Here is a 9,291-nt window from a genome sequence, read left to right as displayed (position 1 = left end):
CTTTTTGTTATCAGTATTGAGCGGCGATTGTAGTATTATCTTTAAACTTCTTTACATTTAGAGAGGCAAAAGATTTTTTGTCTTCATATACTGAGAAAAAGGCCCGTTCTGAGAGGCCGGCAATGTTAACAGGGGGCAAGGGATGTTGCTTAATAAAGCCAGATTACGTCGACTGTCAGCGCTGAGTGTTTGCCTGACATTCACCATTGCTCCACTGTTCAGCGTCCAGGCCGATGAGCCTGAAATGGTGCCTACCGACAGCTCTGCCACCCTGGCTGAGACGTCCACGGCAATGGCACCTGCGAGTAGTGAGTCTAATTCCGTCGCCATGATGGCTGGCATCCAGCCGCTGCCCGAAGGTGCTGCAGCAAAAGCCCGTAGTGAGATCCTGTCTCTCCTGCCTGCGGGATATACCCCCGTCTACATGAACGCGCTTACCGGGCTTTATGCCGCGCGTTCGATGAAACCCATGTGGGAAAATCGTGACGCCGTACAGGCGTTTCAGCAGCAGCTTGCAGAGGTCGCCATCGCTGGCTTCCAGCCGCAGTTTATCCGTTGGGTAGAACTGTTGACCGATCCAAACGTCAGCGGCGTTGCCCGCGATGTGGTGCTCTCGGATGCGATGATGGGGTATCTGCATTACCTCAGCAATATCTCGATGCAGGGTACGCGCTGGCTCTATAGCGAAAAACCTTACACGCTGGCTACACCACCGCTTTCGGTGATAAACCAGTGGCAGCTGGCGCTGGATAACGGTTCGCTGGCGACATTTATTGCCGGGCTGGCGCCACAGCATCCGCAGTATGCGGCAATGCACCAGTCGTTGCTGGCGCTGGTGGCGGACTCCCGTCCCTGGCCGCAGCTGACCGGTAGCGGTAAGTTGAACCCGGGGCAATCGGGCAAAGACGTGCTGGCGCTGCGGGAGATCCTGCGTCGTTCCGGCATGATGGACCCCGCACCGCATATCGCCCTGCCAGGCGATAGCCCGGTGGTGAGTCCGTCGGCGAAAAAACATAACACCGCTAAATCGGAATCGCCGGTCTATGACCGCCAGTTGGTCGAGGCGGTAAAACGCTTTCAGGCAAGTCAGGGGCTGGGCGCCGATGGCGTGATAGGGCCGTCCACTCGTGACTGGCTGAACGTGACGCCTGCACAGCGGGCAGGGGTGCTGGCGCTGAATATCCAGCGCCTGCGTCTGCTGCCGGGCAAGCTCTCGACAGCCATTATGGTGAACATTCCGGCATTTTCGCTGGAGTACTACCAGAACGGCGATCAGGTGCTGGCTTCACGGGTGATTGTCGGTCGCCCCGATCGTAAAACGCCGATGATGAGCAGCGCGCTGAACAACGTGGTGGTCAACCCGCCGTGGAACGTGCCGCCAACGCTTGCGAAAAAAGATATTCTGCCGAAGGTGTGGAACGATCCGGGATACCTGGAGCGCCACAACTACACCGTGCTGCGCGGCTGGAACAGCAAAGAGACGATTAACCCCTGGCATGTTGACTGGTCGACTATCACGCCATCCAACCTGCCGTTCCGCTTCCAGCAGGCTCCGGGGGCAACTAACTCGCTGGGGCGTTACAAGTTCAACATGCCGAGCTCAGAAGCGATTTATCTGCACGATACGCCAAACCATAATCTTTTCCAGAAAGATGTCAGGGCGTTAAGCTCAGGTTGCGTGCGCGTAAATAAAGCTTCTGACCTGGCGAATATGCTGTTGCAGGATGCTGGCTGGAATGATTCACGCATTTCCGATGCGCTGAAACAAGGTGATACACGTTACGTCAATATTCGACAAAATATTCCGGTTAACCTCTATTATTTGACCGCATTTGTGGGCGCTGATGGTCGGACACAATATCGAACAGATATTTACAATTATGACCTCACTGCGCGATCTGGCGCACAAATTCTGTCAAAAGCGGAACAATTAATCAGGTAAATGAAGTAGTTCTGTCCATTCGGTTGTCGTATAGAACAGGAAAACGCCCCTATGAAGGCTATAAGGGGCGCTATTCCTGGGATTGGGTTGCCTTGACGGCCGCGGTAATGCCCGGTAAGGTGCCCTTTGTGCGCAAAAGCATAAATTACGATAAACCTTACTTGTAGACCTGATTATCATGGACAAATTTGACGCTAATCGCCGCAAACTGCTGGCGCTGGGTGGTGTTGCCCTTGGGGCCGCAGCCATCTTACCGACGCCAGCATTTGCCACCCTCTCGACCCCCCGACCGCGGATTTTGACGCTGAACAATCTTCATACCGGCGAATCATTAAAAGCGGAGTTTTTCGATGGCAGAGGCTATATTCAGGATGAATTAGCAAGACTTAACCATTTTTTCCGTGATTACCGCGCGAATAAAATAAAATCCATCGACCCTTCTTTATTCGACCAGCTTTATCGCCTCCAGGGATTGCTTGGCACAAATAAACCCGTTCAGCTTATTTCTGGATATCGTTCTTTGGATACCAATAATGAACTGCGCGCGCACAGCCGTGGGGTAGCAAAACAGAGTTACCACACAAAAGGTCAGGCAATGGATTTCCATATTGAAGGTATTGCTTTAAACAATATTCGCAAAGCGGCGTTATCTATGCGCTCAGGTGGTGTAGGATATTACCCACGTAGTAACTTTGTGCATATTGATACCGGTCCGGTACGGACCTGGTAAAAAAACAAGGATAATCATGAACTATCGTCTTATTCCGGTTACCGCGTTCGCCCAGAACTGCTCGTTAATCTGGTGTGAACAAACCAAACTGGCCGCGCTGGTCGATCCCGGCGGCGACGCCGAGCGTATCAAACAGGAAGTGGCTGCCGCTGGGGTAACCCTGATGCAAATCCTCCTGACGCACGGTCACCTCGACCACGTGGGTGCGGCGGCAGAGCTGGCGGAACACTACGGTGTGCCGGTGATTGGTCCGGAAAAAGAAGATGAGTTCTGGCTGCAGGGACTTCCCGCTCAGAGCAAAATGTTTGGTCTGGGCGACTGCCCGCCGCTGACGCCGGATCGCTGGCTAAATGAAGGCGATAAGGTCAGCGTTGGTAATATTACTCTCCAGGTGCTGCACTGTCCTGGGCATACTCCCGGACACATCGTGTTCTTTGATGACGCTTCCCGGTTATTGATTTCCGGCGATGTTATTTTCAAAGGTGGAGTAGGGCGCAGTGATTTCCCTCGTGGCAATCACAATCAGCTTATCGATTCGATTAAACACAAACTGTTGCCGCTTGGCGATGACGTGACGTTTATTCCAGGACATGGACCGTTATCGACGCTGGGTGAAGAGCGTTTGCATAATCCTTTCCTGCAGGATGAACTCCCTGTCTGGTAAGTCATAAAAAAGGCCGCGTAAGCGGCCTTTTTTCTTTTCACGTTATGACTGTAATTACAGTACCGCGACAATCGCTTCACACAGCGGTGCCATATTGTCCGGCGTCATCCCGGCAACGTTGACACGGCCAGAAGCAACGGCATAGACACCAAATTCGTCACGTAAACGCATTACCTGCTCTTTGGTCAGCCCGCTGAACGAGAACATACCGTTCTGCTTGATGATGAAGCTGAAATCGCGGTTAGCGCCTTTCTCCTGCAGCGTGTTCACGAACAGCAGACGCATGCGCTGAATGCGCTGGCGCATGTCGGTCAGTTCCTGCTCCCAGATAGCGCGCAGCGCATCGTTGCTGAGGATGGTCGCCACGACGGAAGCGCCGTGTGCCGGCGGGTTGGAGTAGTTGGCACGAATAACGGACTTCATCTGGCTGAATGCGCGGTCAGCGTTGTCGGCATCATTGGTCACCAGGGTACAGGCGCCTACACGCTCATTGTACAGGCCGAAGTTTTTGGAGAAGGAGCTCGCGACGATAAGCTCTTTGTGCAGCGCAGCAAACGCGCGCAGGCCTTCGGCATCTTCTTCCAGACCACGGGCAAAGCCCTGGTAGGCGAAGTCAAACAGCGGCAGCCAGCCTTTCTCAACGGAAAGCTTCGCCAGGGTTTCCCACTGCTCAAGCGTAGGATCGATACCGGTTGGGTTATGGCAGCAGCCGTGGAACAGCACCACGTCGCCCGCCTGAGCTTCTTTCAGGCTGTTCAGCAGGCCGTCAAAGTCGAGAGAGTGATTGGCGGCATCATAGTAGGCGTATTCACGCACTTCCAGACCAGCGGCATTAAACACGCTCTTGTGGTTCGGCCAGCTTGGGTTGCTCACCCAGACGCGTTTCGCGCTGGTGTTCTTCGCGAGGAAGTCTGCGGCAACGCGCAGTGCACCGGTACCACCCGGGGTCTGGGCGGTACGTGCACGCTTGCTGCTGACAATCTCGCTGCCTTTACCGAACAGCAGCTCCTGAGTGCAGCGACCGAATTCCGGAATACCGTCGATGCCGAGGTAGTTTTTGGTGGTTTCATTTTCCAGCAGGTACTGTTCTGCTTTTTTTACGCTGGTCAGAACCGGAGTTTTTCCCGTTTCATCTTTATAGACGCCAATCCCAAGGTTGATTTTGGTTGGACGTTCATCGGCACGAAACAGATCGGCCAGGCCCAGGATTGGGTCGGCAGGAGCAGCGGTAATGTTCTCAAACATGACGAGGTTCCATTGTGATTACAGAAGGGAAATCCGCTATCAGGTTAACGGGAGTTTTACAAAATGCCAACCGTTTGCCACGAAAAGCGAGAGGCTTCTCAAAACTCGCCATTTTTTACTACCAGAAATGAAAAAACAGGGCCGAAGCCCTGTTTATTAAGCATATAACAAAGTGGCGTGCTGATTAGAACTGGTAAACGATACCTACAGCAGCCTGGTCGTCAGTGGCCAGACCGGTTGCTTTAGAGTAGTCGTTGTCGTTCAGCAGGTTGAACTTGTACGCGGCATAAACGTTCATGTTCTTGTTGAAGTAGTACCAGGTACCGACTTCGACGTATTTGGTCAGGTCAGCGTCGCCGCCGCTGAAGGTAGAACCGTTAGCAGTACGGGCTGCCAGGTCTTTACCTTTAGTCTGCACGTAACCGATGGACGGACGCAGACCGAAGTCGAACTGATACTGAACCACAGCTTCGAAGTTCTGCGTTTTGTTCGCAAAAGTCTTATCGTTTTCTGGGGTCATGTTGTAGGTCTGGGAGTACATTACCGCTGCGTACAGGTTGTTCGCATCGTACTTAGCAGAAGTTGCAAAGGCTTCTGCTTTATCGCCAGCACCGTCAGCTTTCTGAGCAACGGTACGGTTGGAGTTAGCATAGCCCGCAGACACGCCGAAGCCTTCGCCGATGTCGTAGCTTACAGAGGAGCTGAAGCCGTCACCGTTCTGTTTAACAACATCACGAGAGGTAGAGTCGTTTTTACCCTGGTACTGCAGCGCGAAGCGCAGGCCATCAACCAGACCGAAGAAGTCAGAGTTACGGTAAGTTGCAACACCGTTGGTACGGCCGGTCATGTAGTTGTCGGTGTAGTTCCAGCCGTCGCCGCCCCACTCAACCAGCATATCGGTTGCGGATTCTACGTCGTAGATTGCACCGTAGTTACGACCGTAGTCGAATGAGCCGTAGTCGCCAGCTTTGATGCCCGCGAAGCCCAGACGGGTTTTGGTACCCTGAGAACCTTCAGCGTTAGACGCGTCCAGGTTGTATTCCCACTGGCCGTAACCGGTCAGCTGATCGTTGATCTGAGTTTCGCCTTTGAAACCGATACGAACGTAAGTGGTGTCGGAGCTATCGGTGTTGCCGTTGGTGGTCCAAACGTGCTCACCGACTGCCTTGCCATAAAAGTCCAGCTTGTTGCCGCTTTTGTTATAGATTTCTGCTGCGTTTGCCGCACCAGCTACCAGCAGGGCAGGGATCACCGCTGCCAGAATATTGCGCTTCATCATTATTTATTACCCTCATTAGGTTTTTTTGTGACACCTGCCACTGCCGCCAATAAATGCCGTGAATAAATATTTACGGAACTATTGATGAAAGTTTGGTGTCTTTCTGTGTCTGCAACGAATATTTCCATTCATTACAACGTTTCGCTAGCCTGAAAATGCTACAAATATCGTAAATGAGTAACCAAAAGAAATAATGTGTAATAAATTGTGTATTTTTGGGAACTTTGTGAAGCACCTCAAACTTCCTGGTGGGTTGCGCATTAATCACTCAGGTTGTTATCTATCTATATGAAAACCTTATATTAAATACAGAAATGGCAATTTTGTGACGGTAAAAGCCTTCGCAACACCCGAATCTTTATGTCAAGAAATCTCAAGACCAGTTACATTGAGGGTGGTTAAATAGTGTGCTAAGCCATGCTGTGAATTGTGATAGCAAGCTTTTTTTGATTATTTTTTGTGCGTAAATATTACAGAATAGAATCCGCAACATTTTGCATAAGATGGGTTATTGCACTTTAACTTTGCTTAAGTTCAGCAACAATTTCTGGCGGGTATAAAAAAGGCCAGCATTTCTGCTGGCCTCGATTATTTCTGAAAATCAGAATGTGGCGTTACGTGGGGTACGCGGGAACGGAATAACGTCACGAACGTTCTGTACGCCGGTGACATAGGCAATCAGACGCTCGAAGCCAAGACCGAAACCAGCGTGCGGTACGGTGCCATAGCGACGCAGATCGCGGTACCACCAGTAGTCTTCTTTGTTCAGACCCATTTCAGCCATACGGGCATCCAGCACGTCCAGACGCTCTTCACGCTGAGAACCACCGATGATTTCACCAATGCCTGGTGCGAGGACGTCCATTGCGGCAACGGTTTTGCCGTCATCGTTAAGGCGCATGTAGAACGCCTTGATGTCTTTCGGGTAGTTCTTCACCACCACCGGCGCTTTAAAGTGCTGCTCGGCAAGGTAGCGCTCGTGCTCGGAGGAGAGATCCACGCCCCAGAATACCGGGTTCTCAAACGTGTGACCGCAGTTTTCCAGGATAGTGATGGCGTCGGTGTAGTCTACCTGAGCAAAATCGGCCGCCACAAAACGTTCCAGACGTGCGACCGCATCTTTATCCACGCGCTCAGCGAAGAATTTCATGTCGTCCATACGCTCTTCAAGCACCGCTTTAAAGGCATACTTCAGCATGGCTTCCGCCAGACGGGCGTTGTCTTCCAGATCGGCAAAGGCCACTTCCGGCTCCAGCATCCAGAACTCAGCCAGGTGACGGCTGGTGTTGGAATTTTCCGCACGGAAGGTCGGGCCAAAGGTGTAGATCTTAGACAGCGCACAGGCGTAGGTTTCACCGTTCAGCTGACCGGATACGGTCAGGAAAGATTCCTTCCCGAAGAAGTCTTTATCGAAATCAACTTTGCCCTGATCGTTACGCGGCAGGTTTTCCAGATCCAGCGTAGAAACGCGGAACATTTCGCCAGCGCCTTCGGTATCGGAAGCGGTGATAAGCGGGGTAGATACCCAGAAGAAGCCCTGCTCGTGGAAGAAACGATGCAGCGCCTGCGCCAGCGTATGACGAACGCGGGCCACGGCACCGATCATGTTGGTGCGCGGACGCAGATGCGCAACTTCACGCAGGTATTCAATGCTGTGGCGCTTCGCCGCCATCGGATAGGTATCCGGATCTTCAACCCAGCCAACCACTTTTACGTCGGTTGCCTGAATTTCGAAGCTCTGTCCCTGGCCCGGAGAGGCCACAACCACACCGGTGACTTCTACCGAGCAGCCGGTCGTCAGGCGCAGCACTTCTTCATTGTAATTCGACAGAGAATTATTGACGACGGCCTGTACAGGATCAAAGCAGGAACCGTCATAGACGGCGAGGAAGGAGATGCCAGCTTTTGAATCTCGGCGGGTACGCACCCATCCGCGCACGGTGACTTCGCTGTCAACGGCTACGCGGCCCTGGAGTACGTCGGCTACAGGCACAACGCTCATAATAGTCTCTCTGTTAGTAGTCCAATAGAAATGTCATTCCCCCGTAAAAGGGGACTTTCTATGTTACCTGTCATCCGCCGACTGACAAGCAGATTTCGCACTGCAGAACAGAGAAATGATAAATAAATAAAGAAGAAGGGAGCCAACGGGCTCCCTTTGTTGCTTAACTGGCCTTTTTCACCTGTGGCAGGTCGAAGGCTTCACGCAGTGCGCGGACAAACGCTTTGTCATGGCAGATAGTTTTACCTGGGCTGTCGGAGAGTTTCGCCACCGGCTTGCCGTTACATTCCACCAGTTTAATGACAATATTTAGTGGTTTCACCTGCGGGATATCGCAGGTCAGGCGCGTACCGATTCCGAAGCTCAGGTTCACGCGTGCTGAGAAGTGGCGATACAGGTCTACCGCTTTCGCTAAATCCAGATTGTCGGAGAACACCAGCACTTTACTGAGCGGGTCGATACCCAGTTTCTGGTAATGCGCGATAGCTTTCTCACCCCATTCAACCGGATCGCCTGAATCGTGGCGCAGGCCTTTATAGTGATGCGCAAACTCCGGGCCGAAATCTCGCAGGAAAGCATCCATGGTGATGCAGTCGGTAAGCGCAATGCCCAGATGTTCCGGATATTCGTCAAGCCATGCCGCCAGCGCGGCGCGTTGGCTGGTTGCCAGATCGGGGCTGATTTGCTGATGCGCCTGGAACCATTCATGCGCCTGGGTACCCATCGGGGTTAACGACAGGCGGCGGGCGAGATCGTAGTTGCTGGTACCCACAAACCACGGTTCCTGCTGCAGACGCTGAACAATAGCCTGCTGCACTTCACGGGAGAAACGACGGCGGGTGCCGAAATCCATCAGGCGGAAAGCCGACATATCGAGACCCTGGGTCATCACCTTGAACGAGACCAGTTTCTGCTCAAGAGTCTCCAGTGCCTGGGCGACACCCACTTCAGGTGAACGGTAGCGGTGTACCAGTTCGCTGATGACGGCCAGCAGCGGAACTTCCCACATGATCACCTCACGCCACGGGCCGGAGAGGCGAATGTTCAGCTTACCGTTGTCGTTGCGAATGCTGACCTGGCGCGGGTCGTAGCGGAAATCACGCAGCCAGTCGAGATAGTCCTGCTTAAAGAAAGGCAGGCCGGTCAGCCACTGGTACTCGTCATCCTGCAGGCGCAGCGAGCGCATGGCCTCTACCTGCTCACGGATAGCCTCGGCGTAAATGCCCAGCAGATCGTCACCACGGCAACGGAATTCCGCCGCCACTTCAACATCGTAATAGTGGTGGAACACAGCCTGCTGCATATGCAGCTTATAAGCATCTGTATCGAGCAACGTGTGCAGTACAGGAGAAACAAATTGTGTCATGGCTTGCAGTAGCATCCTCTCACAGGAGCGTTTCTATCGAAATCAGCAGCGAATGAAAAACGC

7 protein-coding genes are annotated in these 9,291 nt (G+C 52.8%); 3 read left to right on the top strand and 4 right to left on the bottom strand.

What is annotated here, in order from left to right; all coding sequences use genetic code 11:
* Positions 1-142: 142 nt before the first annotated feature.
* The 3 genes from ldtD (at position 143) to GYRE_RS22065 (ending at position 3,336) form a co-directional block, all read left to right on the top strand.
* A complete protein-coding gene (gene ldtD, locus GYRE_RS22075; RefSeq protein ID WP_038258551.1) occupies positions 143-1,942 on the top strand; it encodes a L,D-transpeptidase in 1,800 nt (599 codons plus the stop codon).
* Between the two features lie 178 nt (positions 1,943-2,120).
* Positions 2,121-2,672 carry a peptidoglycan L,D-endopeptidase MepK gene (gene mepK, locus GYRE_RS22070; RefSeq protein WP_038258549.1) on the top strand — a complete coding sequence of 184 codons (552 nt, stop codon included), beginning with the start codon at positions 2,121-2,123 and terminating at the stop codon, positions 2,670-2,672.
* Positions 2,673-2,688: 16 nt separating this feature from the next.
* A complete protein-coding gene (locus tag GYRE_RS22065) occupies positions 2,689-3,336 on the top strand; it encodes an MBL fold metallo-hydrolase (RefSeq protein WP_006819331.1) in 648 nt (215 codons plus the stop codon).
* Between the two features lie 54 nt (positions 3,337-3,390).
* Here the strand turns inward: GYRE_RS22065 and GYRE_RS22060 are convergent, their stop codons facing one another.
* The 4 genes from GYRE_RS22060 to pncB all read right to left on the bottom strand — a co-directional run bounded on the left by GYRE_RS22060 (position 3,391) and on the right by pncB (position 9,228).
* On the bottom strand, positions 3,391-4,581 hold the full coding sequence (locus tag GYRE_RS22060; RefSeq protein ID WP_006819332.1) for an amino acid aminotransferase: 1,191 nt from the start codon (positions 4,579-4,581) through the stop codon (positions 3,391-3,393).
* Between the two features lie 184 nt (positions 4,582-4,765).
* The gene (locus tag GYRE_RS22055) at positions 4,766-5,860 is read right to left on the bottom strand and encodes a porin (protein ID WP_006819333.1); all 1,095 of its coding nucleotides are present in this window, start codon (positions 5,858-5,860) and stop codon (positions 4,766-4,768) included.
* 601 nt (positions 5,861-6,461) lie between these two features.
* Positions 6,462-7,862: an asparagine--tRNA ligase gene (gene asnS, locus GYRE_RS22050; RefSeq protein WP_038258545.1), complete on the bottom strand. Its 1,401-nt coding sequence runs from the start codon at positions 7,860-7,862 to the stop codon at positions 6,462-6,464.
* A gap of 163 nt (positions 7,863-8,025) precedes the next feature.
* Complete coding sequence (gene pncB / locus GYRE_RS22045) at positions 8,026-9,228, bottom strand: nicotinate phosphoribosyltransferase (protein WP_038258543.1); 1,203 nt, start codon at positions 9,226-9,228, stop codon at positions 8,026-8,028.
* Positions 9,229-9,291 lie beyond the last annotated feature (63 nt).

It is taken from the genome of Yokenella regensburgei ATCC 49455 (genome assembly GCF_000735455.1).
GTDB classification, from domain to species: domain Bacteria; phylum Pseudomonadota; class Gammaproteobacteria; order Enterobacterales; family Enterobacteriaceae; genus Yokenella; species Yokenella regensburgei.
The sequence above is the reverse complement of the archived record's forward strand: the minus strand, read 5'-3'. Positions and strand labels throughout refer to the sequence as shown.